Source organism: Streptomyces sp. NPDC001536 (assembly GCF_042894505.1).
Taxonomy (GTDB): Bacteria; Actinomycetota; Actinomycetes; order Streptomycetales; family Streptomycetaceae; genus Streptomyces.
Genome location: NZ_JBIAVQ010000007.1, coordinates 250,751 through 273,822 on the forward strand (window position 1 = coordinate 250,751; position 23,072 = coordinate 273,822).

18 protein-coding genes and 1 pseudogene are annotated in these 23,072 nt (G+C 71.0%); 7 read left to right on the forward strand and 12 right to left on the reverse strand.

The features are described 5' to 3' along the window. Position 1 precedes the first annotated feature (1 nt). From ACFY0U_RS21115 to ACFY0U_RS21135, 5 genes are all read left to right on the forward strand, one after another. On the forward strand, positions 2–1,105 hold the full coding sequence (locus ACFY0U_RS21115) for an LLM class flavin-dependent oxidoreductase (RefSeq protein ID WP_388637858.1): 1,104 nt from the start codon (positions 2–4) through the stop codon (positions 1,103–1,105). A 10-nt stretch (positions 1,106–1,115) separates the two neighbouring features. Next, positions 1,116–2,114 carry an ABC transporter substrate-binding protein gene (locus ACFY0U_RS21120; RefSeq protein WP_388637861.1) on the forward strand — a complete coding sequence of 333 codons (999 nt, stop codon included), beginning with the start codon at positions 1,116–1,118 and terminating at the stop codon, positions 2,112–2,114. After that, positions 2,111–3,253 carry an acyl-CoA dehydrogenase family protein gene (locus ACFY0U_RS21125; protein WP_388637864.1) on the forward strand — a complete coding sequence of 381 codons (1,143 nt, stop codon included), beginning with the start codon at positions 2,111–2,113 and terminating at the stop codon, positions 3,251–3,253. The genes ACFY0U_RS21120 and ACFY0U_RS21125 overlap by 4 nt, the downstream gene beginning before the upstream one ends. After that, the gene (locus ACFY0U_RS21130) at positions 3,250–4,626 is read left to right on the forward strand and encodes an FAD-binding oxidoreductase (protein ID WP_388637867.1); all 1,377 of its coding nucleotides are present in this window, start codon (positions 3,250–3,252) and stop codon (positions 4,624–4,626) included. Before ACFY0U_RS21125 ends, ACFY0U_RS21130 begins: the two co-directional genes overlap by 4 nt. An 86-nt stretch (positions 4,627–4,712) precedes the next feature. Then, positions 4,713–5,702: an AraC family transcriptional regulator gene (locus tag ACFY0U_RS21135; protein ID WP_388637870.1), complete on the forward strand. Its 990-nt coding sequence runs from the start codon at positions 4,713–4,715 to the stop codon at positions 5,700–5,702. A gap of 147 nt (positions 5,703–5,849) precedes the next feature. On the opposite strand, the gene ACFY0U_RS21140 is transcribed toward ACFY0U_RS21135, so the two are convergent. From ACFY0U_RS21140 to gndA, 9 genes are all read right to left on the reverse strand, one after another. Next, positions 5,850–6,257 (reverse strand): SseB family protein, encoded by a 408-nt coding sequence (locus tag ACFY0U_RS21140; protein WP_388637873.1) that lies wholly within the window; start codon positions 6,255–6,257, stop codon positions 5,850–5,852. Between the two features lie 271 nt (positions 6,258–6,528). Next, positions 6,529–9,507 (reverse strand): carbohydrate binding domain-containing protein, encoded by a 2,979-nt coding sequence (locus tag ACFY0U_RS21145; protein ID WP_388637876.1) that lies wholly within the window; start codon positions 9,505–9,507, stop codon positions 6,529–6,531. A 143-nt stretch (positions 9,508–9,650) separates the two neighbouring features. Continuing rightward, on the reverse strand, positions 9,651–10,193 hold the full coding sequence (locus ACFY0U_RS21150; protein ID WP_388637879.1) for a cysteine hydrolase family protein: 543 nt from the start codon (positions 10,191–10,193) through the stop codon (positions 9,651–9,653). Then, positions 10,190–11,716 (reverse strand): purine-cytosine permease family protein, encoded by a 1,527-nt coding sequence (locus ACFY0U_RS21155; RefSeq protein WP_388637882.1) that lies wholly within the window; start codon positions 11,714–11,716, stop codon positions 10,190–10,192. Before ACFY0U_RS21155 ends, ACFY0U_RS21150 begins: the two co-directional genes overlap by 4 nt. Before the next feature lie 80 nt (positions 11,717–11,796). Further along, entirely contained in the window at positions 11,797–12,279 is a 483-nt protein-coding gene (locus ACFY0U_RS21160; RefSeq protein WP_388637885.1) for a hypothetical protein, read from the reverse strand. A 38-nt stretch (positions 12,280–12,317) separates the two neighbouring features. Further along, a complete protein-coding gene (locus ACFY0U_RS21165; protein WP_388637887.1) occupies positions 12,318–12,770 on the reverse strand; it encodes a (2Fe-2S)-binding protein in 453 nt (150 codons plus the stop codon). Positions 12,771–12,780: 10 nt separating this feature from the next. Next, positions 12,781–14,847 carry a molybdopterin cofactor-binding domain-containing protein gene (locus ACFY0U_RS21170; protein ID WP_388638266.1) on the reverse strand — a complete coding sequence of 689 codons (2,067 nt, stop codon included), beginning with the start codon at positions 14,845–14,847 and terminating at the stop codon, positions 12,781–12,783. 153 nt (positions 14,848–15,000) lie between these two features. Then, entirely contained in the window at positions 15,001–15,507 is a 507-nt protein-coding gene (locus ACFY0U_RS21175) for a MarR family winged helix-turn-helix transcriptional regulator (RefSeq protein ID WP_388637890.1), read from the reverse strand. A 98-nt stretch (positions 15,508–15,605) separates the two neighbouring features. Then, the gene (gene gndA, locus ACFY0U_RS21180) at positions 15,606–17,048 is read right to left on the reverse strand and encodes an NADP-dependent phosphogluconate dehydrogenase (RefSeq protein ID WP_388637893.1); all 1,443 of its coding nucleotides are present in this window, start codon (positions 17,046–17,048) and stop codon (positions 15,606–15,608) included. Between the two features lie 182 nt (positions 17,049–17,230). On the opposite strand from gndA, the gene ACFY0U_RS21185 reads away from it, so the two are divergent. Next, positions 17,231–18,676, forward strand: coding sequence for a glyceraldehyde-3-phosphate dehydrogenase (locus ACFY0U_RS21185; RefSeq protein WP_388637896.1), 1,446 nt, complete (start codon positions 17,231–17,233; stop codon positions 18,674–18,676). A 46-nt stretch (positions 18,677–18,722) separates the two neighbouring features. On the opposite strand, the pseudogene ACFY0U_RS21190 reads toward ACFY0U_RS21185, so the two are convergent. The 3 genes and pseudogenes from ACFY0U_RS21190 to ACFY0U_RS21200 form a co-directional block, all read right to left on the reverse strand. After that, a pseudogene (locus tag ACFY0U_RS21190) lies at positions 18,723–19,205 on the reverse strand (hypothetical protein); the annotation flags it as partial. A 12-nt stretch (positions 19,206–19,217) separates the two neighbouring features. Further along, on the reverse strand, positions 19,218–19,532 hold the full coding sequence (locus tag ACFY0U_RS21195) for a RyR domain-containing protein (RefSeq protein ID WP_388637899.1): 315 nt from the start codon (positions 19,530–19,532) through the stop codon (positions 19,218–19,220). Next, on the reverse strand, positions 19,529–21,742 hold the full coding sequence (locus ACFY0U_RS21200; protein ID WP_388637902.1) for a TIR domain-containing protein: 2,214 nt from the start codon (positions 21,740–21,742) through the stop codon (positions 19,529–19,531). The genes ACFY0U_RS21195 and ACFY0U_RS21200 overlap by 4 nt, the downstream gene beginning before the upstream one ends. 128 nt (positions 21,743–21,870) lie before the next feature. On the opposite strand from ACFY0U_RS21200, the gene ACFY0U_RS21205 reads away from it, so the two are divergent. Beyond that, positions 21,871–22,992: a hypothetical protein gene (locus ACFY0U_RS21205; protein WP_388637905.1), complete on the forward strand. Its 1,122-nt coding sequence runs from the start codon at positions 21,871–21,873 to the stop codon at positions 22,990–22,992. Positions 22,993–23,072 lie beyond the last annotated feature (80 nt).

A 23,072-nucleotide genomic window follows, 5' to 3' on the forward strand; every position in this document is an offset into this window, starting at 1 on the left:
CATGCCTGTCGAGTTCATCAGCGCCGTCCACACCGACGCCGGGGCCTCGGGTCCCGCCGCTTCGAGCCGGACCGGCCTCGACACCGACCATCTGCGCAGGTATGCCCGCGCGTTGGACGACGGCGGCTTCGACCACACCCTGGTCGCCTACCACTCGGCCTCGCCGGACGCCTTCCAGATCGCCCAGTTCGTCGCCACGCACACCGAGCGCATCCGCCCGATCCTGGCGCACCGGCCGGGCGTCCTCTTCCCCACCCATGCCTCCCGCGCGCTGGCGACCCTCGACCAGATCAGCGACGGCCGGCTCACACTGCACATCATCTCGGGCGGCAGCGACGAGGAGCAGCGCCGTGAGGGCGACTACCTCGACAAGGCGCAGCGGTACGAGCGTTCGGACGAGTACATCCAGATCCTGCGCAAGGTGTGGCAGGCCGACGGGCCGGTCTCGCACGAGGGCAAGTACTTCCGGTTCGAGGGCTACTACTCGGACGTGAAGCCGGTGAACGGGCTCGTGCCGATCTCGGTGGGCGGTTCCTCGCAGGACGCGTACCGGGTCGGCGGTCAGCAGGGCGACATCTTCGGTCTGTGGGGCGAGCCCCTGAAGGAGACCGCCGAGCAGATCGCCGCCGTGAACGCGGTCGCCGATGCCGCGGGGCGCCCCCGCCCCCGTATCTGGGTGTCGTTCCGCCCGATCATCGCGCCGACCGAGGAACTGGCCTGGGAGAAGGCGCACCGCACGCTGGGCGTGCTCAAGGAGCAGGCGCGGAACACCGAGTTGCTCCGCCACTACCGCACCACCGGCCGCCCGGCCAACGTCGGCTCCCAGCGGCTGCTCGACATCGCCGAGCGCGGCGAGGTCCACGACCGCTGCCTGTGGACCGCGCCCGCCGTCGCCACCAACGCCGCCGGTGCCTCGACCGCGCTGGTGGGCACGCCCGAGACGGTCGCGAAGGCGCTGCTCGACTACGTCGACATCGGCTGCGACCTGCTGTCGATCCGCGGCTACGACCCGCTGAACGACGCCATCGACTACGCCCGCCATGTCCTGCCGCTGGTCCGCCAGGAGCTCGCCCACCGCGCCACGACCACCACCCACGCCGCCTGATGGAGCCCCCGTGTCGTTCCGCCGTACCCTGCGCTCGTCCGCCGCCCTGCTCGCCCTGCTGCTCCCGTTCGCCACGGCCTGCGGAGGCGACGCCGAGGCCGACTCCCCCGCCGACGTCACCCTCAGAGTCGGTTCCACCGGCTGGAAGACCGAGGAGGCCGTGCTCAAGTACGCCGGCCTCGACGACACCCCTTACAAGGTGAAGTGGAGCCTCTTCCAGGGCGGTGACCAGCAGCTCCAGGCCGTCCGCGCCGGAGCCCTCGACCTCGCATCCTCCAGTGAGATCCCGCCTGTCTTCGCCGCCGCAGACGGCAGCCCCGACTTCAAGGTGGTCGCCGTGCAGAAGGGCGCGACCCTGAACCAGGAGGTCGTCGTCCCCAAGGGTTCGAAGGTGACCGACATCGCCGGGCTCAAGGGCAAGAAGGTCGGCTACGTCCAGAACACCACCGCCCACTACTTCCTGTACGAGCTGCTCAAGCAGGCGGGCCTGAAGTGGTCCGACATCGACGCCAAGCCCCTGCTGCCCAACGACGGCCTGGCCGCCCTCAACGGCGGCGGTATCGACGCCTTCGCCTCCTACGGCACCTCGATCATCACCGCCCACCAGCAGGGCGCGACGACCGTCGGCTCGGGCAAGGACATCCTGTCGGGCAATTTCCTCTGGTCGGCCCGCGACAGCGTGCTGAAGAGCCCCGAGGAGAAGGCGGCGGCCGCCGATCTGATCGCCCGGATCACCAAGGCGTACGCCTACGTCCGTGACGGCCACCTGGACGGCTTCGCCAAGGTCACCGCCGACGCCACCCATCAGCCCCTCGACCAGGCGAAGAAGGACCTCGCCGCCGCCCAGGCCCAGCGCCCGACAAAGGCCCGGACCGTCGGCGACGACACCATCGCCTCGCAGCAGAAGGTGGCCGACGTGTTCACCGAGCTCGGGGCGCTGAAGTCGCCGTTGGACGTGAGGTCGTTCTGGAGCACCGCCCTCAACGCCGAGCTGAGGAAGGCACTGTGACCGACCGCATCGCCGAACTCGCCGCCGGGTACGACCGGTCCGGGGCCTTCCCCGCCGAGTCGCTGCGCCTCGCGCACGAGGCCGGGCTGCTCACCGCCACCATCGGGGAGGGGTACGGCGGCCCGGGCGCGGGCGTGGAGGAGACCGCGCGGATCCTGCACCGGCTCGGGCAGGGAGATCCCTCCGTCGCCCTGATCGCGGCGATGACGCTCACCAACCACGCCCGGCAGGCCGCGCAGCCGCACTGGCCCGAGGAGCTGTACGCGCGCGTGGTCAAGGAGTCCTTCGCACGTCCTGTTCTCGTCAACCACGCGCGCGTGGAGCCCGAGTTGGGCTCCCCCGCGCGGGGCGGACTGCCCGCCACCCGGGCCCGGCGCACCGCCGACGGCTGGGCGGTCAGCGGCACCAAGCGGTTCGTGACCGGGGCGGAGGGGCTGGACTGGTTCCTGGTGTGGGCGACGACCGACGAACCCGAGCCGCGGGTGGGCACGTTCCTGGTGCCCGGCGGCTCGCCCGGCATCGGGATCGCGGGGAACTGGGACCAGTTGGGGTTGCGGGCGAGCGGCAGTCACGACGTGACGTTCGACGAGGTGGAGATCCCGTACGCGCACGTCATCGGGCTCGGTCCGCACGGCCGGGCCGCCGAGCAGGACAACCGTGCGGGTGCGGCGCTCCATCTCCCGCTGGCCGCGCTCTACTTGGGGGTCGCCCGGGCCGCGCAGGCGTTCTTCCACACGTTCGCCCACACGCGCGTGCCCGCCAACCTCGGTCATCCGGTGGCCCGTACGGAACGCTTCCGGCGGACGGCCGGGGAGATCGAGGTGCTGCTGGCCGGTGCCGAGCAGCTGGTGTTCGACGGTGCCGCCAAGCTCGACGGCGGCGACTCGTCGTACACCCCCGAACAGGCCCTCGGCGCGCGGGTGCTGGCCGACCGGCACGGGGTGCGGGCCGTCGAGCTGGCCGTGCGGCTGCTGGGGAACCCGGGGCTGGCCCGGGGCAATCCCCTGGAGCGGCATTTCCGCGACATCCAGTGCGCCCCGGTCCACGCACCCCAGGCGGACATCTCCCTGCTCGCCATCGGCACGACAGCCCTCGACGGTTCCACCCCGCTCGACGCACCGAAAGCACTCGACCTGTGACCGCAGCCCCGGAGACCACCGTCTCCGCCCAGCTCCTCGGCCTGCTCGCCCGCGATCTGCCGCCCGACCGGCTCACCACCGAACCGGCCGTGCTCGGCGCGCACGCCACCGACCGCTCCGGTGCGAGGCCCGACGGTGAGCCGCTCGCCGTCGTGCACGCCCGGCGGACGGAGGACGTGACCGTCACCCTCCGGCACGCGCACGCCCTGCGGGTGCCGGTGGTGCCGCGCGGTGCGGGCACCGGTCTGTCGGGCGGGGCGACGGCGGGCGAGGGCTCCCTGGTGCTGGACCTGTCCGGGATGAACCGCGTCCTGGAGCTCTCGGCGGACGACCAGCTCGCCGTCGTCGAACCCGGTGTGATCACCGCCGAGCTGGACCGCGCGGCCGGTGCGCACGGACTGCGGTACGCCCCCGATCCGGCGAGCGCGGCCCTCTCCACCATCGGCGGCAACATCGCGACCAACGCCGGCGGACTGCGCTGCGCCAAGTACGGGGTGACCCGGGACAGCGTGCTCGGTCTGGAGGCGGTGCTGGCCGACGGGACCGTGGTGCGCACCGGCCGCCGTACGGTCAAGGGCGTCACCGGCTACGACCTCACCGCGCTGCTCACCGGCTCGGAGGGCACCCTCGCGGTCATCACCTCGGCCACCCTGCGGCTGCGGCCCGTGCCGGTGGCCACCGCCACGCTCGCCGCCTACTTCGCCACCTTCGAGGCGGCCGCCGAGGCCTCGTACGCCATCGGCCGGGCCGGCGTCGAGCCCGCGCTCGCCGAACTGGTCGACGGGCCCGTGCTGGAAGCCGTCGATCCGGCGCTGCGGGAGCGCGGGGCGGCGCTGCTGGTGGTGCAGTGCGACGGCGCGGGCGCGGCGGTCGAGGCGGCGGCGGTCGCGCGGCTGCTCGGACCTCTGACCGTCACGGTCGAGACGACCGAGGACCCCGTCGAGGCCGAGGCGCTGCTCGCGGCCCGGCGTGGGGCTCTTCCCGCGCTGGAGCGGCTGGGCAGGCCGCTGATCGAGGACATCGCCGTCCCGCGCTCCCGGCTGGCCGAGGCCGTGCGGGAGATCCGGGAGATCTCCGCGCGCCATGACGTGCCGGTGTTCACCATCGCGCACGCGGCGGACGGCAACCTGCACCCGATCATCGTCGTGGACCCGTCTCTGGACCGGCTGCCGGAGGCGGCCTGGGAGGCGGCGGGTGAGATCTTCGCGCTGGCACTGCGGCTCGGCGGGACGCTGACCGGCGAGCACGGGGTGGGGACACTGAAGCGGCAGTGGGTGGCCGACGAGCTGGGGCCCGCCTCGCACGCGCTCCAGCGGCGGCTGAAAGAGGTGTTCGATCCTCGCGGAATTCTCAATCCTGGGAAGAGCCTGTGAGAAACCGGAAGAGACCGGGGCATGACCCCTGCCGCGCATGGCCATGGTGAAGGCGAACACTCCGCGCAGGAGGGAGAGACCTCGCCGTGGCCGTTCGACAGCAGGACCCGGCCGCAGAATTCACCAGCTACGCGACGCGTTCCCTGGAGGCGACGCACGACGCGCTCGCGGCTCACTACTACGACATGCGTCTGAGCCTCGTGGGACCTGCCGAGGACCTGTCGACCAGCCTGAGCGTGCTCGATCTCGGCTCGCTCACCGTCGGCGAGGTCGGTTTCGGCACCGAGATCCGCACCGGCTTCGCCGCGCCGGGCGCCTACCACGTGGCCGTGCCGGTGAGCGGCTGTTTCAGCGTCCAGCAGGGCCGTGGGGACGTCGTGTTCGCGACGACGGGCAACGCCGTCTTCTTCGATCCCGCCCAGTACATCCGTATCGACACCTGGTCACCCCACTGCCGGGCTCTCACGGTGAAGATCGACAAGCGGGCCCTGCACCAGACTCTGGAGGCCCTGCTCGACCGGCCGCTGTCCCGCCCGCCGGACTTCGGACCGTCCATCGACGTGACGAGCGGGCCCGGCCGCAGCTGGGCACAGCTCGCCACGTGGAGTCTGTTCGAGCCCGCCACCTCGCTCGGACTGCTGCGCCGCCCGCTCATCCGCGGGCGCGTCGAGCAGATCCTGCTCGAAGGACTGCTGCTGGCGGCCGATCACCCCTATCGGCAGGACCTGGAGGTCCCGGCGCCGCCCATGCGGCCCGCCGCGGTCAAGCGGGTCATGGACGTCATACAGGAGCGGCCCGCCGAGACGTACGACGCCGCCCGGCTGGCCCGGATCGCCCAGGTCAGCCTGCGGACCCTGCAAGAGGGGTTCCGCAGGCACGTCGGGATGTCGCCGATGGCGTACCTGTACGACGTCCGCCTGCAACGGGCGCACGACCAGCTGCGGGTCTCGGCGCCGGAGGCGACGACCGTGTCCGACGTGGCGCACCGGTGGGGCTTCGTCCATCTGGGCCGGTTCGCCGGGCGCTACCGCGAGCGGTTCGGCGAGCCTCCCTCGCACACACTGCGCGGCGCGTGAGCCCATCCGCCCCGATCCGCCGCGTTTTGCGGACAGTTGCCGCGCATCGCGGAGCGACGGGACCGTCACCGCGGTCCTATCGTCGGGGGACGTCGATCGTGGACGTCCGGGGAGGAACGGGGTCGGCGCCGTTCCTCCCTTCCCGGGTCAGCCGTGCGACCGGCCCAGCAGCGTCCGTACCCCCTCCGAGGTGAGGGTGAGCGGGTGCTCGGAGGCGGCGTCGATGGTGAGCGCCAGTTCGTCCGTCGGCCATTCCGAGGCGAGCGCGCCCAGCGGCACCAGCCGGTAGCGCGAGACGTAGGGCAGCAGCCCGGCCAGCTCGGACTCCGACGTGAACACGGGCACCACCGGCGCTCCGCCGGGCTGCTCGATCACGGGAAGGGCCACCGCGGTGGGATCGGCGGCGTCCTCGTCGCTGGCGTCGTCGGGCACGGGGACGAGGACATCGCTGCTCGCGAGCCTGTCCAGCGCCACCGTGTCCTCGGTGTTCTCGGCGAGCGCGTCCAGCGCCCGTCGGGCCGGTGTGGTGGAGTTGTCGTTCGCGGGTGTCTGCATGGCGAATCCCCTGGTAGCGGCGGTCTTGCGGTCTCTCCGGGGCGTACTCGGCCCCGGAGCGGCCCTGCTCGCGTACCCGATCCGGACGCGGGCATTCCCTCGGGGATCCAGAGGATCCGGGGGCTCAGGAGGGCTCAAGGGATGAGCGCGATGTGCTCCTGACCACGCGGTGGAAGACGGGCAGGCCGACCTCGTCGCCGTACCGGCGCGGCTGGAGCATCCGGTAGAAGCCGGCCCGCAGGAAGTCGTACGGGCCGTGCAGCCGAGCCGACTACTTCAGATACGGACCGTCCGTTCCGATCTTGCCGGGACCGTTGAGCACGTACACCCGGAGGTTGCCCTTGCCCGGTGCCGACACGGAGAGCGTGCCGTTCGAGACGGTCTTCACATCGCCGGTGACGGCGTCCCTGTAGGTGCCGTTCGGGATGCCGGAGTACGTGGCCGCGCCGGTGACCGTGACGAGCGCGAAGCTGTCCGTGCCGCCACTGGTGTAGCGGCGCTTGAAGGCCATCGAGCCGCTGATGCCGTCGGTCGAGTACTGGCCCGTCTGGAGGGCCGGGACCGCCCGGCGGATCTGGTTCAGCCGCTGGAGGTGCTTGACGAGAGGCTGTGCGAGCGTGGTGGCGACCTGGCCCGTCGCCGAGTCCGCGGTGCCGAACTCGGAAGCGCTGACCGCGCCTTGGAGGTTCTCCCCGAAGTACGCCCGTCCCGTGCCGGCCAGCGGACAGGACGGTCCGCAGTCGATCTGCTTGCCCTTCTGGAACTCGATCTCCGAGCCGTAGTACAGGGTCGGGATACCGCGGAAGGTCCACATCAGCGCCATGTTCTCGGCCCAGGCGTCGGTGCCGCCGGTGTAGCGGGTGCTCGACTTGTTGGGTCCGTAGTCGTGGCTGTCGACGTAGACGACGTTGTACGTGGCGTCGTTGACGCTGTCGTCGGAGTCCTTGCCGTTGCTGTAGGCGTTCTGCGCGTCGCTGAAGTTCATGTGCATGCGCATGTCGATGATGTTCATGCCGCTGAACTGGCTGCGGTCCGGGGTGTGGTAGCTGTTGCCGTTCAGGAAGGCGTTGGTCGACGTGGGCTGGTTGCCGGTGCCGAGGTTGTTCTCGTAGGTGAACTGCTCCAGGGCCGCCGTCTCGTCGTCGGCGCTGTACTGCTTGCGTTCCTTCCAGGTGAAGAACTGCGCGGAGTGGTTCACGGAGCCGCGGTTCCACTTGTCGTTGACGAAGGCGCCGACCTCACCGAAGACGAAGAAGTTCTGTGCCGCGGTCGCGCCGAACCTCTGGGTCACCCGGTCGTATATCGCGGGCAGGAAACGGCGGTTCCACGTGACGCGCGGGATGTGTACGGCAGTGTCGACGCGGAAGCCGTCGACGCCCATGTCGATGTACTTGTTGTACGCGCCGATGAGGTAGTTCTGCACGGGTGTCGACTCGGTGTCGAAGTCGGCCAGGTCCTCGTGCAGCCAGCAGGAACGGGAGTCCTCGCCCTCCCAGTTGCCGATCCAGCACTGGTGGTAGTACGCCTTCGGGAACATGCCCGAAGTGGGGCTCGGCCACTGGCAGTTGTAGAGGGTGTAGCCCTCGGCGCTCTTCCCGCCGGTCGGCTTGCCCCAGTTGACGCAGGTGTTGCCGGTGGGTTCGGCGGTGGACCACAGATCGCCGTTGTAGTAGGACTTCCCGGACTTGGTCTCGACGGTCAGTCCGTCGTACTCGAAGCCCTCGTTCCTCTCGTCGTAGTACCAGCTCCACTGGGAGTCCCGGACGCCGTACACGGTGGGCGTGTACAGGCCCTTGGCGCCCCAGCGGGAGCTGTGGTTGTAGACGACGTCCTGGTAGATCTTCATGCCCTTGGCGTGGGCCGCGTCGATGAGGTCCTGGTAGCCGGCGCCGGCCGACTCCAGGCGTGGGTCGACCCTGTAGAAGTCGTAGCCGTGATAGCCGTGGTAGTCGTAGTCGGAGCGGTTGAGGACGACCGGGGTGACCCAGACCGCCGAGAAGCCGAGCGCCTTGATGTAGTCGAGCTTCTCGACCAGTCCCTTGAAGTCCCCTCGGAACATGGGGTCGTTGTTGGCGGCGTTGCCGGACTTGGTGTGCTGGCTGCCGCCGCGGTTGTTGGAGCTGTCGCCGTCGTAGAAGCGGGCGGTGAGGACGAAGTAGATCGGGTCCTTGCGGGGGTCCGTGCCCAGTGGGGTGCCGTTGGCGGGCGCGGGGGCCGCCTCGCCGGTCGTCGCGGTCGCCGAGGCGGAGGCGGGCGAGGTGTTGCCGGCGGCGTCGACGGCCTTCACCGTGTAGGTGTAGGCGGTCTTCTCCTCAAGTCCCGTGTCGGAGTGGACGGTTGAGCCGACGTCGACGACGACCGTGCCCTTGGTGCCGCCGGTGCGCGTGACCTGGTACTTCGTCACGCCCTTGTTGTCGGTGGCGGCGTCCCAGCTCACCACGACCGAGGTGTCGGTGGCCGTCGCGGTGACCTTGGTCGGTGCGGTCGGGGCCTCGGTGTCGGGTGCCTGGGTGGCGCACGGGTCGGCGGCGCCCGTCGTGACCGCCTTGTCCTTCACGGTCGTGGTGCCGGTCGGGAGGGTGTAGTCGGCGCCGTTGTTGTTGTCCCAGACGCCGTTGCCGTTGTTGAAGGCCGCCTTCAGGGAGGTGGCGGTGCCGATGTCGAGGGTCTTCTTCCACCAGCCGGTGCAGGCGGACTCCATGCCGACGCCGGGAGCGGTCGTCCAGGAACCGCCCGTCGGCGCGTAGTGGATGTTGGCGGTGGTCCAGCCGGAGGTGGCGGTCGAGTAGTAGACGGTGGCCTGGTTGCCGGTGCCCGTGCCGGTGTCGGCGCACGGGTCGCTGTGGGCGATGACGCCGTCCTTGACCGTGAGGGTGCCGGTGCCCAGCGCGTAGTTGGTGCCGCCGTTGTTGTCCCAGGTGCCGCTGCCGTTGTTGAAGGTGGCCTGGAGTCCGGCGGCCGAGCCGAGATCGACGGTCTTCTTCACCCAGTCCGCGCAGGCGCTCTCCATCCGGGTGCCGGGGACGGTCGTCCAGGAGCCGCCGTCCGGCGCGTAGTGCAGGTAGGTGGACGACCAGTTCTTGGTCTTCGTCCAGTAGAAGACGGTCGCCGTGCCGGCCGTGTCGGCCACCGGTTCCATGGGGGTCTGCGGCACTGTCTCCGGCACTGCGGACAACAGTCCGAGCAGCCCGGTCGCCGCCACGAACGCCACGAGGGGGCGTCTTGGCAGCCGTGGGGGTGCGGATCTCATGGCGACTCCAATACGGGCCGGAAGCTCGACTCCTGCAAGAAGAACCGGCAACTTCCTGAAAGTTCTTGCGGCTTCGCGGAAGCTACAGGGACATGACAGCCACGTAAAGGGGGTCGGACAGCCTTCAACGAACCGGTCGGCCGTCAGTGGCCCAGCAGCTCCGCGACGGTGGTCACGTGGATCAGTGGCCGGTAAAGGTCCATCACATCCAGCGCCTTGGCGTGCGAGTCGTCGTCCGCGCCCGCGCAGGCGTCGGCGACGACCACCACCTCGGCTCCGGCGTCGGCGGCGGCGAGCGCCGTGGACAGCACGCAGCAGTCGGTGCTCACGCCGGCGAGGACGAGACGGCCCTCCGGGCCTACCAGGGAGGCGAGTTCGGGGGTCCATTTGCCGAAGGTCGGGGCGTCCAGGACGTGGTGCGCCCGGGCCGCGAACTCGTCCGTCAGCTGCCACAGGGGCGCGTCCGGGGGTCGCAGGGCGAAGGGCCACTGCTCGTAGTACGCCTTCCAGGCGCCGGTGGGGTCGTCGGGGGCCAGGAAGCGGGTGAAGGTGACCCGTTCGCCGAAGGCCGGCAGCAGACGTCGTACGCCTTCCGCGGCCCGCTCGAATCGCGGCGCGGCCCAGGGGCTGTCGGGGTCGGCGAAGACATGCTGCATGTCGATGACGGTCAGACGGCCCGTCGTCATACGGCGGGCACCTCCGCCGGGCTCGGCTCCCGCGCCTCCTGCTCCCGGACACGGCCGCGGCGCAGGGCGAGGGTGCCCAGGAAGCCGAGGGCTAGGGCCACGAGGACGCCGAGGTTGGCGTAGGCCCAGGAGCCGGACTTGCCGCCGAGGCCGAGCGGGTCGAGGAGGTAGCCCTGCCACTCCAGCCAGCTCGCGGCCGAGTTCGTGACCAGGCCCCAGCCGAGCGCGGTGGCGGCGAGGGTGAGGAGCAGCGGGGTGAGGGCGAGGTCGCCGTAGCGGCCGTGCGGGCGGTAGAGGTCGCCCTCGTCGTAGTCGCGGCGGCGCAGCAGCAGGTCGGCGAGCATGATGCCGCACCAGGCGGCGATGGGGACGCCGAGGGTGGTGAGGAAGCCCATGAACTGGCCGAGGAAGTCGTCGGCGAAGAAGACGATGTAGACGGCGCCGGCGATCATCAGGACGCCGTCGACGAGTGCGGCCAGATAGCGGGGGATCCTGATGCCGGCCGAGAGGAGGGCGAGTCCGGACGAGTAGATGTCGAGGACCGCGCCGCCGACCAGGCCGAGTACGGCGACGACGGCGAAGGGGACCAGGAACCATGTCGGCAGGATCGTGGTCAGCGCGCCGATGGGGTCGGCGGCGACGGCCTCGTTGAGGGTGCTGGAGGACCCGGCGAGCAGCAGGCCGAAGACCAGCAGCAGGAGCGGGGCCACGGAGGCGCCGAAGGTGGTCCAGCCGATGACACCGCGGCTCGACGAGGTGCGGGGCAGATAGCGGGAGTAGTCCGCGGCGGCGTTGACCCAACCGAGGCCGAAGCCGGTCATCATGAAGACCAGCGCGCCGATGAACTCCTGCGCGGAGCCCGCCGGGACGGCGCTGACGGTGCTCCAGTGGATGTGGTCCGCGACGAGGGCGATGTAGACGACGGTGAGCACGCCCGTGACCACGGTGATCACGGTCTGGAGCCGCATGATCAGGTCGAAGCCCATGACACCGCCGACGACGGTGAGCCCGGCGACCACGATCAGGGCGATGACCTGTGTCCCGGTGCCACCGCCCCAGCCGAGCCGGCCGAAGACGGTCGCCGTGGCCATGGTGGCGAGGGCGCACAGCACGGTCTCCCAGCCGACGGTGAGCATCCAGGAGATCACCGAGGGGAGACGGTTGCCGCGCACCCCGTAGGCGGCCCGGCTCAGCACCATCGTCGGGGCCGAGCCGCGTTTGCCGGCGACGGCGACGAAGCCGCACAGCAGGAAGGAGAAGACGATGCCGACGACCCCGGCGACCAGCGCCTGCCAGAAGGAGATGCCGAAGCCGAGCACGAAGGCCCCGTAACTCAGCCCCAGCACGGAGACGTTGGCGCCGAACCAGGGCCAGAACAGGGTCCGGGGCGTGCCCTTGCGCTCGTCGTCGCCGATCACGTCGAGGCCGTGCGTCTCCACCTGGAGCTGCCTGGCTCTGCTGTCGAGAGGACCAAGGGGGTCCGAGGGACCGAGAGGGTCGAGGGAGTCCTGGGCGTCCGTCATCGTCGTCCTCCCTGGTCCATACGTGTCGAGGTGACGCTAAGTGGGCGGCACCGGGGCGTCAAGCACCCCGGTGCCCCGCGTCACCTCGCCCAGAAGGGCAGCGGCGGGCAGGTGTTGGCGCAGGTGTAGCCGCCGGGCATGAGCAGGCCCGCGTCGTCCTCGTTGTTCTCGCCGCCCGCGAACCAGACCTCGGGCACCCAGCCCCAGCGGCCGTTGTCCGCCATGGTGCTGCCCCACCAGTGGTTCTCGGCGGAACCGGCCCGGAAGGTCTCGCCCCGCATCTCGGTGACGAACCAGTTGGCGGCGCCGCCCTGTTCCAGGTGTCCGACGACGGCGGCGCCGGGCGACCTGCTCGCGTACACCGGCACATGGCCCTGGGTGAGGTTGCAGAACCTGACCTCCGTGCGCGGCCAGGCGCGGCCGCTCAGGCGGTCGGTGAGGTCCCGGGTGGTGGGGCTGTGACAGGGGACGTGGTCGGTGGCGTGGGCGGCGGGGGCGGTGAGGCCCGCGAGTCCGGCGAACACCAGGGCGGCCGTGGCGAGTCCGCGTTTCCTGTGGATCATGCAACCGGAACGACCGCCTCCTGGGGTTGGTCACGAGGTCAGGCGTCCGCCGCCTTCTTGATCGCCTCGCGGATGCGGGAGTACGTGCCGCAGCGGCAGACGTTCTCGATGCGGTCGATGTCGGCGTCCGTGGGCCGGGGCGTCTTCTTCAGCAGCGCGGCGGCGGCCATGATCTGGCCGGGCTGGCAGAAGCCGCACTGGGAGACGTCGCACTCCAGCCAGGCCCGCTGGACGGGGTGCAGGGTGTCGCCGTCGGCGAGGCCCTCGATGGTGGTGACCTGGCGCTCGGCGCAGTCCTCGACGGGGACGACACAGGGCTGGATCTCCTCGCCGTCGAGATGGCTGGTGCAGGCGCGGCAGACGCCGACACCGCAGCCGTACTTGGGGCCGGTGACGTGCAGCAGGTCGCGCAGCACCCACAGCAGGGGCATGTCGGCGGGGGCCTCGACGGTGACGGGCCTGCCGTTGAGGACGAAGGAGTAGGACGGCATCTGGACCTTCTCAGAAGTCGATCGGGAAGCGGCGGGGCTTGGTGCCGGTCGCGCGGGCGTACGCGTTCGCGACGGCGCCTGCCGCCGCCGGGACGCCGAGTTCGCCCGCCCCGCCCGGCTCGCCGCCCGTGGGCAGGATGTGCGCCTCGAAGCGGAGCGGGGCGTGCCGCTGCCGGGCGTAGCGGAAGTCGGCGTAGCTGCCCTCGCGGACGGCGCCCTTGTCGATGTGCAGGCCGGCCCGCAGGACCGTGGAGATGCCGTCGATCGCCGTGCCCATGAGCTGGGCCTCCAGGCCGCGCGGGTTGACGGCCGTGCCGACGTCGGCGGCCATCACCACCTTGGTCACCCGGGGGTTCTTCGGATCGGCGGCGTCGATCTCGACCAGACAGGCCACGCAGGAGCCGTACTCCTCGTGGAGGGCCACTCCTTGGGCCTGCCCCGCGGGCATGGTCCGGCCCCAGTGTCCGGCGGTCGCGACCTTGTCGAGCACGGCCTTGACGGCCTTGCTCCTGAGTGTCGTACGACGGAAGGCGACCGGGTCCTTGCCCAGGCCGCGGGCGATCTCGTCGACGACGATCTCCTCGGCGGTCCGCACCGTCCCGGAGTCGACGGAACGCCAGGCGCCGAGGGGTATCGCGGCCAGTTCGACCGAGCCCGAATCCCCGGACAGCTTCCCGAAGTTGTAGAGGCCGCTGTCGCTGGGCAGCGGGCTGGCCGCGCGGAAGGAGGCGGTGGTGATCCCGCTGTACGACTCGCTCACCGAGGCCGTCGCGTGGGCGAAGGCCACGACGCGTCCCCGGTCGTGGCTGGCCCGGATCCGGTGCTGGGAGGCCGGGCGCATCCGGCCGTGGCGGAGATCGTCGGCGCGGCTCCACATCAGTTTCACCGGGCGGCCCGCCGCCTTGGAGACGAGGGCCGCCTCGATCGCCGCGTCGGAGTTGAGGCGGCGTCCGAACGAGCCGCCGCCCCGCATCACATGGACCGTGACCGCGGACCCGGGCAGCCCGACCGCCTCGGCGATGCTCTCGCGTGCCTCCATGGGGGTCTGGGAGGAGAACCAGATCTCGGCGCGCCGGGCCCGTACGTCGGCGACGGCGGTCAGCACCTCCATCGGGGCGTGGCTGACGAACGCGAACTCGAACCGGGCCTCGATCTGCGTCGATCCGCGCGGCGGAGCGCCGAGCGCGGGGACGGCGGCCTTGAGACGGGAGCGGATCTGGGCGTCGGACACCCCCGCGAGCGGCCCCGCCTTCCAGGTGATCTTCAGGGCGTCCCGGGCCTTGAAGGCGTAGTGGAAGGAGTCGGCGACGACGGCGACTCCCCCGGGCACTCTGACGACGTCGAGGACCCCGGGCAGCGCACGGGCCGCGCGGTCGTCGACCGAGACGGCCTTCCCGCCGAGGGTGGGCGGCCGGGCCACCACGGTCGGCTTCGCGTCGGCGGCCGTCAGATCTCCGGTGTACTGCGCCCGGCCGGTGACGATGTCCCGGGCGTCGATCCGTGTGGTCGGCTTGCCGATGACACGGTGCCGGGAGGCCGGTTTGGGCTTGCTCGACACCCGCGGCCGACGTATCCGTGCGGCGGCCTCGGTCAGCGATCCGAAGGTGGCCTTGCGGCCGTCCGGGGCGACGACCATGGTGTCCCGGGTACGCAGCACCCGAGGGGGCAGGTGCCAGCGCCGGGCGGCCGCGGTGATCAGTCGGGCGCGTGCCGTGGCGGCGAGGTTGCGGGCGGGGTCGTAGAGCGAACTCACCGAGCTGGAACCGCCGGTGAACTGGTTCCCCTTGCGCCGGGCGTCGGCAAGCGGGATGTCGACGTCGGCGAGTCGGGCGTCCAGCTCCTCGGCGATCATCATGGCGACCGCGGTGGTGACCCCCTGGCCGACCTCGACGCGCGGCAGCCGTACGACGACCTTGTTCTCCCGGGTGACCTCCAGGACGAGCATCTCGTCGTCGGTGCCGGTCACGACGGTGTCGGAGCGCGGCCGGGCGGCCCGGGTGGCCCCCTCCGCCTCCGAGGCGTCGCAGCCGAGCGGGGCGGCGACGGTGAGGGTGGACGCGGCGAGTGTGTAGACCATGAATCTGCGGCGGGACAGCTCTGCCAACGCGCACTCCTCTGTGAACGGCCTGTGTGCCTGATAGGAGGGCGTGGAGCGGTATGAGGTTGCGTGCGCCGGGAGTTCGGTCCTGGGCACGTGGGCGGGCGGGCCCGGGGCCCGGGGCTCGGGCGCTCAGCGGCGACGCCAGGGCAGCACCGTCGGGTCCGTCTCCGCGGCCTCCGCCCGGTGCAGCGCGTCGCTCACCGCTTCCCCGATCTCCGCGAGTTGACGGACCTGCTCCGGGGTGAGCGCGTCGAAGACGGCCCGGCGGACCGCTTCCACATGGCCGGGCGCGATCTCGTCCAGCAGGGCCTGCCCCCGGTCCGTGAGCACCGCGAGCTGCCCGCGTCCGTCGGCCGGATCCTCGCGCCGGTCCACGAGTCCGGACTCGCGCAGCCGGTTCACGGCGTGGGTGAGCCGGCTGCGGGTGATCTTGAGACGCTGGGCGAGCTCGGACATGCCGAGGGCCTGGCCGGGCGCCGAGGACAGGTGGGCCAGCAGGCTGTAGTCGGCGTGCGTCATGCCGGCGTCACGCCTCAGCTGGCGGTTCAGATGGTCGTTGAGCAGCGTGGAGAAGTCGATGTAGGCCAGCCAGGCCCGTCGTTCCTCGGCGTTGAGCCAGCGTGGCGTCGTGGACATGGGCACACCCTACCCGGCTTTCGTTTGAACTTTCAAACAAGACAGGGATGGCGCGCCCGGCCACGCTCGCCGCGTGATCGGGCGCTCCCGGCACACCGTCACTCCGACGACGTCTCCGGCCTCCCCGCCGCCGCCCAGTGGGTGTGGAAGGTGCCGGGACGGTCCGTCCGGCGGTAGGTGTGGGCGCCGAAGTAGTCGCGCTGGCCCTGGAGCAGGGCGGCGGGGAGGCGTTCGGCGCGCAGGGTGTCGTAGTGGGCGAGGGCGGCGGAGATCGCGGGTACGGGAATGCCGCGGCGGGCGGCGGAGGCCACCGTCTCGCGCCACGGCACCTGCGCGTCGGTGATCTCCATGGCGAATTCCATCTCGCCGAGCAGGCTCACCAGGTCCCGGTCGGTGGCGTAGGCGGCGCGGATGCGGTCGAGGAAGGAGGCGCGGATGATGCAGCCGCCACGCCAGATCCGGGCGACCGAGCCGAGGTCGATCTTCCAGCCGTACTCGGCGGCCGCGTCCTGGATCATCGTCCAGCCCTGGTCGTAGGCGACGACCTTCGAGGCGTACAGCGCGTGCTCGACCTGCGAGGTGAAGCGCTCGGCCTCGGTGCGGCTGAGCGGGGGCGTGGTGCCGCCGGGCAGGCCTCGGTAGGCGGCGCGCAGTTCGCTCTGGCCGGAGGCGGCGCGGGCGAAGGTGGCCTGGGCGACGGCGGTGACCGGGGAGGCCAGGTCGAGGGCGGTCTGTACGGTCCAGCGGCCGGTGCCCTTCTGCCCGGCGGCGTCGGCGACGATGTCGACGAAGGGCGCTCCGGTGGCCGGGTCGGTGTGGGCGAGGACCTCGGCGGTGATCTCGATCAGGTAGGAGCCGAGCCGGCCCTCGTTCCACCGGCGGAAGACACCCGCGATCTCGGCCGGGGTGTATCCGGCGACCTGGCGCAGCAGGTCGTAGGCCTCGGCGATGAGCTGCATGTCGGCGTACTCGATGCCGTTGTGGACCATCTTCACGAAGTGCCCGGCGCCGTCGGTGCCGATGTGGGCGGCGCACGGCTCGCCGTCGACCTTGGCGCTGACGGTCTCGAACAGCGGGCCGAGCAGTCCGTACGACTCCTCCGACCCGCCCGCCATGATCGACGGGCCGTGCAGGGCGCCCTCCTCGCCGCCGGAGATGCCGGTGCCGACGAAGTGGATGCCGCGTGCGCGCAGGGCGGCCTCGCGGCGCCGGGTGTCGGCGAAGTGGGCGTTGCCGCCGTCGACGATCATGTCGCCGGGCTCCAGGAGCGGGGCGAACTCCTCGACGACCGCGTCGGTCGCGGCGCCCGCCTGGACCATGATGATCAGCCGGCGCGGGCGTTCGAGCGCGGCGACGAACTCCTCGGGCGACTCGGCCGGGACGAACGCGCCCTCGTGGCCGAACTCCTCGACGAGCGCGCGGGTGCGGCCGGCGGACCGGTTGTGGACGGCGACGGCGACCCCGTGGCGGGCGAAGTTCCGCGCCAGGTTGCGGCCCATCACGCCCAGTCCGGTGACGCCGATGGCTGCGCTTGCGTTCATGAGGTCCGTCCCTTGGATCGATGGCGTGGTCCCGGAGCGCGCGGCCCCTTGCCCGCAGATACGTGCGGGAGGCCGGGTCTTCTCGATGGCGGCCCGCCGGTCTCACGCCACCCCGTCCGAAGGGCCGAATGAACATAGGGTTAGCATATGAGCGCCGCCTAGCTCGACTGAGAGATAGATCTGTGACTGTCAACGAGGACTCGTTCACCAATTGGAAGACTCGCGAGGAGATCGCGGAGTCGATGATCCCGATCATCGGGAAGCTGCACCGCGAGCGGGACGTGACCGTTCTGCTGCACAGCCGCTCCCTGGTGAACAAGTCGGTGGTCAGCATCCTCAAGACCCACCGCTTCGCACGGCAGATCGCCGGCGAGGAGCTGTCGGTCGTCGAGACGCTGCCCTTCCTCCAGGCGCTCACCACCCTCGACCTGGGCCCGTCCCAGATCGACCTCGGCATGCTCGCCGCGACCTACCGCGCCGACGACCGCGGCCTGTCGGTCGAGGCGTTCACCGCCGAGGCCGTCGCCGGTGCCACCGGCGCCAACAAGATCGAGCGCGGCGAGGGCCGTGACGTCGTCCTGTACGGCTTCGGCCGCATCGGCCGGCTCGTCGCCCGGCTGCTGATCGAGAAGTCCGGCTCCGGCAACGGACTGCGGCTGCGCGCCATCGTCGTCCGCGGAGGCGGCGACCAGGACCTCGTCAAGCGCGCCTCGCTGCTGCGCCGCGACTCGATCCACGGCCAGTTCCAGGGCACGATCACCGTCGACGAGGCGAACGACACGATCGTCGCCAACGGCAACGCGATCAAGGTGATCTACGCCAACGACCCGTCGGAGATCGACTACACGGCGTACGGCATCAAGAACGCCATCCTCATCGACAACACCGGCAAGTGGCGCGACCGCGAGGGCCTGTCCCAGCACCTGCGCCCCGGCGTCGACAAGGTCGTACTGACCGCGCCCGGCAAGGGCGACGTCCCGAACATCGTGCACGGCGTCAACCACGACACCGTCAAGCCGGACGAGCAGATCCTGTCCTGCGCCTCCTGCACCACCAACGCGATCGTGCCGCCGCTGAAGGCGATGGCCGACGAGTACGGGGTGCTGCGCGGTCACGTGGAGACGGTCCACTCCTTCACCAACGACCAGAACCTGCTGGACAACTACCACAAGGCCGACCGTCGCGGCCGCTCGGCGCCGCTCAACATGGTGATCACCGAGACGGGTGCCGCCTCCGCCGTCGCCAAGGCGCTGCCCGACCTCAAGGCGCCGATCACCGGCAGCTCGATCCGGGTGCCCGTGCCGGACGTGTCCATCGCGATCCTCAGCCTGCGCCTGGGCCGTGAGACCAGCCGCGAGGAGGTCCTCGACTACCTCCGTGAGGTGTCGCTGACCTCGCCGCTCAAGCGCCAGATCGACTTCACGACCGCCCCCGACGCCGTCTCCATGGACTTCGTCGGCTCCCGCCACGCCTCGATCATCGACGCCGGCGCCACCAAGGTCGACGGCGACAACGCGATCCTCTACCTCTGGTACGACAACGAGTTCGGCTACTCCTGCCAGGTCATCCGGGTCGTCCAGCACGTCTCCGGGGTGGAGTACCCGACCTTCCCGGCGACGGCGGTCTGACCCCGGCACACCCGCCGGCGGCGCCCTCGCGGCGCTCCCGGCGGGTGCGGGCGGCCCCGTCCGGCCACACCACGTCGACGGGGACGCCCGCCTCCCGGGCCTCCAGCACCGTGTCGGCGGTGCCGCCTCCCCTGCCGGTGGGCGGAGTGCCGTCCCATACGGCCACGAGCCGGTCGGCACGTTCGACGAGAACGCTGTTCGCCGCTTCGTAGGCCTGCCGACCGGAGGTATCGATCGGCAGCACCACGACGTCGTCGGCGGCCTCGACCAGACGGTCGAACACGGGCGCGTGGTCGGACCGCACCCGGGTGCGGCGGTAGTCCCGCGAGGGGATGACGACGGCCAGCCGTCCGCCGACGGCGACCACCGCCTCCGCGAACAGACAGTCGGCTCCCCTGGCGAGGCAGGAGACCCCGACCAGTTCGCCGTCGTCGGTGTAAGGCCGCAGGAGTTCCTCCAGGGCCGCGCGCACCAGAACGGCGGTCTCGGCCGTGAGATCGATGTGCCCGGTCACCGCGATGGTCGTCATGGAGCGCCCCTTTCAGCGGTCGGCGGGCTCCTGGAGCGTATAGCCGTGGTGAAGGATCGCCTTCACCGTACCCATGGCGACCACGCGGTCCGCCTCCTGCTGTTCACAGGTGAGTTCGGCGTACGGCACCAGCAACGGGTGCGTCTTCCTGCGACGGCTCAGACGGCGGCCGTACCGCCAGCCCTCGGTCAGGCGTTGGCGGGCCCAGTTGTCGTGGGCCTCCTCCGCGAGGATCTCGATCAGGGCGTGCAGGCTGTCGGGAAGCCTCACGTCCGCGGTACCGGCGGGTGGGGGCATCCAGGCCTGCCGCCTGGCCCGTCGCGTCATCCCGCTCTCCTGGGCGGGCTGGGCCAGGCCAGCCGGATCGCTTCCACGATCAGGGTGGCGGCGACGTCGGCGGCGTACTGCTTCCAGGGCTTCTCCTGTTCCGGGCGGGCCGAGTTGACGGAGATGCCGTCGGTCGCGGTTCCGGCCACCGCGCACACCATCGAGAACGACACCTGGGTCCGGCCCGCTCTGCGCGCCTGCGTGACGGCGCGTGCCGCGTTCCCGCCGCCGAGCTCGACGGCCACGAGCCCGGGCCAGGCCACCAGCACCGGGCGCAGGGCCGGGTCCCCGCTGCCGTCGACGGAGGCGTCGCCCGAGGCGACGGGACCGACCACGACACGCGGGCTGTCGCTCCGGGGGCCGCCCGGCGGCCGCTCGAAGATCCTCTCGGTCCAGTACGTGTAGTTGAGACGCATGCTCTCGCCGAGCGCGGCCACCCCCTCGTGCGCCAGATGAGTGCGGTCGGTTCGCGGCAGACAGGTCTGCTCCAGTTCGTCGTACGCGTAGCCGTGCAGACGGTTGGAGATCACCACGTCGCCGGGCACCAGGTCGGGCGCGATGCCACAGCAGGCTCCGACGAAGACCACCGTCTCGGGCTGATGCTCATCGATCGTGGCGGCGACGGCGTTGCCGACCCCGTCCGGATCGCCGCAGGGCTGTGCCACGACCACCTCGTAGGCGCTGCTGCGGCCCACCGCTTCGATGCTGGTACGGATCCACTCGCATCCGGTGCCGTGCCGCTCGGTCTCGGTGCGCGCGCCGGAGCTCTCCAGATGGCGGCGCAGGGCGTCGTGGGCCTCGGGCAGGAGCGTGACGATCGCGATGTCGCACCGGCGTCCGGGCGCGGCAGCCGACTCCCCCGGCGTGCCGCCGCGTTCCTCCAGTCTGCGGCGCTCGACGAACTCGTTGTCCACGTCATGGCTGATGACCGCGACCTGTTCGTCCTGGGAGAGATGACCGATGGCGCGCCCCTGGAAGGTGACCTGCCGTGCCACGCCCGGCCCCAGGAAGTACGGCAGGATGACCAACCGGCCGTCGGCGCGCAGCCGTTCGGCGATGGCGTACTCCTCCCGGCAGTACTCGCTCGCCCAGTAGTGCTGGCTGATGAGCGGCAGGAACAGCCGGCACGCGGCGACGTTCGCGTACAGCTGGCTGCGCCAGTCCGCGCCGAGTTCGATGGTGTTGCGGCGCAGGTAGTGGAAGTACGAGAGGTTGTGCAATTCGAGGCTGCGGCCGACCCGTTGGGCGAGCGCGTCGTCGCCGCGGGCGTTGCTCAGGAACACGCTGCCCTGCGCCCGGCCGAGGCTGTGGAAGTAGCCGACGCCCTCGTCGTAGGTCTCGAACTCCAGCCGTGGTTGGTAGAACCGGGCCACCAAGTCCTGGAGTCGGTCGCCGAGTTCCTCCGGATCGCTCCAGTGGACGGCGATACGGTCCGCCGGTTCGGCGGCCCGCAGAGCCTCTCCGCTGAGGAGTTTGGACTCCTGCGGGGTGTAACGGCCGTCCGGGGGTTCGTGGAACAGTTTGAGCGTGGGCCTGAAGCGTCCACTGAGCTGGGGGAAGACCCAGGGCTCCGCGAACGGGGAGGCGACGTCGACGACGATGAAGTCGCACTCGTCGACGGCGAGCAGGAACTCGAAGGAGTCCCGGAACTCCAGGCTGATCGTACGGGCCCGGTATCCGACGTCCTCGACCGCCCGCCGTATGTACGGCTCTGCGGCGCGGTAGGCGGAGTCGTCGGGCAGGATCAACCCGACCGCGCCGAGCAAGCCTTGGGTGGCATCACCGGTCGGCCCGCTGCGCCCGGCGAGGCGATCGACGGCCGACCTCACCGTGTTCGCGTCCGGCAGCTGGCGGCGGTTGAACACGAGGCGCTCGCCGTCGGCGACCGGGAAGAAGCCCGCCGACACGCCTGCCTCCATGAACACCAGCCTGGACTTCTTCGCCTGGAGGGCCAGATCGTGCTCGTGCACCATGAAGGGCGAGGCGCGATAGCGGCGCTCTTCCTGACGGTGGGTCACCACGCCGACGAAGCAGGCGCTCTGATCCATCATCAGTTCCAGATGGGTGGGCGACAGGGGATTCGTCTTCGGGTCGACCGCGAAGGTGAAGCCCGCGTCCCAGAAGAGCTTCCAGAAGTGCTCGTTCAGCTCGCGGTCCTCGGCCCAGTAGCTGTGACTGAAGTAGGCCGGTATTCGGCTGACGCCCGCCATCACTTCTCCCCACCGTCGGCTCACCTATCCCCCCGCACGCCCCCGGCTACACCCCGAACGCCAAGAAATCCGGTGAAAACGAGCGGAACCAGTCGAGGAGAATTACGGCCAACTGCCTAGACTGGTACATGACTTCGCCGCACTCCGCGCGTCCCCTCATAGCCGTCATCGGCAGCACCGACCCCCACCGCACCTTCACCCATCCCCTCAAGGCGGCCGATCTCGCGCCCGAGGCCTGCCGCCAGCTGGGCAGGGAGCTCGCACGGGCCGGCTGCGATCTGGCCGTCTTCTCCAGCAGCGCCGAGTACATCGAGACGGACGTCGTGACCGGCTACGCGGACGCCTGCACCGAGGCGGAACCCGGCCGGGTGGCGGCATTCCCGCCGCGCCACAGCGATGTCGACTTCGCTCTGGCGCCGGATGCCCATGTCCATATGGAGATCCTCCGCGACAGCAGCGGCGAGTGGGAGGTGGCCTTCTACCACACCCTCCTGGCCTGCGACGGCGTGCTGCTCATGGGCGGGGGCCAGTCCACCCGGGTGGCCGGGATCATCGCCCTGGCACAGCGTCTGCCGCTGGTGTCGGTGGCCGCGTTCGGCGGCGGCGCCGGCCAGGTGTGGATCAACTTCGACAAGGTCCGCAACGACGCGGACGACTCGGACATCCGCCTGATGGGCGACAACTGGTCCTCGGTGTCCGCCGCGCGTCTGATCGCCTGTCTGCTGCGCCAGCGCGAGCGCAGGCTGCGCAACATCGCGGAGCACGCGCGGGGAGAACGTACGGCGGCCCGGCGTTCGGCCCGGGGCCTCACCGTGGCGGCCGTGTGCATGCTGGCCAGCCTCGCGGCGCTGGTGACGGCCGAGGAGTCGCGGCAGGCGGGCGCCCTGGATCTGCTGGTCCTGGTGGGCGCACCCCTGGTGGCCTCCGCCGCGGGCGCCATCCTCCGCAACTCCTTCGAGAGCGACGTGCGTTGGGGGCGGGCCGCGGTGCGGGGCCTGGGAGCCGGGCTGGTCTCCGTCCTTCTCTACTTCGCCTCCCAGCTGCTGACCGTCCCCGCCCTCCTGGACGATCTGGACGTACGCCGTCTGCTGTTCTTCACCATCCCGCTCGGCTTCACCGCGGGCTTCACCTTCGACCTCGTCTTCGAGCGGCTGCGCTCGGGGGCGGCGGGCCCGCAGGCCGGTCCACCGCCCGACCCCCTGGCACCCGGAGCCTCCCGTCCACCGAACGGCGACGGCCCTCGGACCTGACGTCCCAACTGCTCCGCCTCTCCCAGCCGTTGACCGGGACCTGAGGCGACAGCAGAATGAGCGCGCACTCCTGAGAGCGC